This is a genomic window from Paenibacillus shenyangensis (assembly GCF_000346635.1).
Classification (GTDB): domain Bacteria; phylum Bacillota; class Bacilli; order Paenibacillales; family Paenibacillaceae; genus Saccharibacillus; species Saccharibacillus dauci.
This window is the reverse complement of record NZ_AOIG01000001.1, coordinates 1-572: the sequence shown is the minus strand read 5'-3', so window position 1 is coordinate 572 and position 572 is coordinate 1. Positions and strand designations below refer to the sequence as shown.

The following is a 572-nucleotide window of genomic DNA, read 5'->3' as shown; positions in this document are numbered from 1 at the left end:
CTCCTTTATGGAGGCCTTTTTTGTTGAGCAAAAACGAATAGTAAATGAAATATTAAGAATTAAAAAAGAAAAATCAGCTAAAAGTATTAATAAAAAAATGGTATCGCCGATATATATAATAGACGCTAGGGAGTTAGCAAGAAGCGGCCGGTCTTGTGACTGCTAGCGCAACACAACCCAAAAGTTGACCACATGGACGTGGGTCGCTTACATTCCAAGGAGGAAATTAAAATGATTATCAACCACAATATTGCGGCACTGAACACTTCCCGTTCCCTGAACTCTGCATCTGCAGCACAAAGCAAATCGATGGAAAAACTGTCTTCAGGTCTTCGCATTAACCGTGCGGGCGACGATGCAGCAGGTTTGGCAATCTCTGAGAAAATGCGTGGACAGATCCGTGGTCTGGATCAAGCATCCCGTAATGCTCAAGATGGTATCTCCCTGATCCAAACAGCTGAGGGTGCATTGAACGAAACACACGACATCCTGCAGCGTATGCGTGAGCTGGCAGTGCAGTCCGGTAACGATACCAATACAGACGAAGATCGTGGTCAACTGCAAAAAGAAGT

1 protein-coding gene is annotated in these 572 nt (G+C 44.4%); it reads left to right on the top strand.

Annotation, left to right across the window (positions count from 1 at the left end; translation table 11 throughout):
• Positions 1 to 231: 231 nt before the first annotated feature.
• Positions 232 to 572, top strand: a 341-nt coding sequence (locus H065_RS0100005) for a flagellin N-terminal helical domain-containing protein (RefSeq protein WP_017810937.1), incomplete at its 3' end; no start/stop codon positions are given.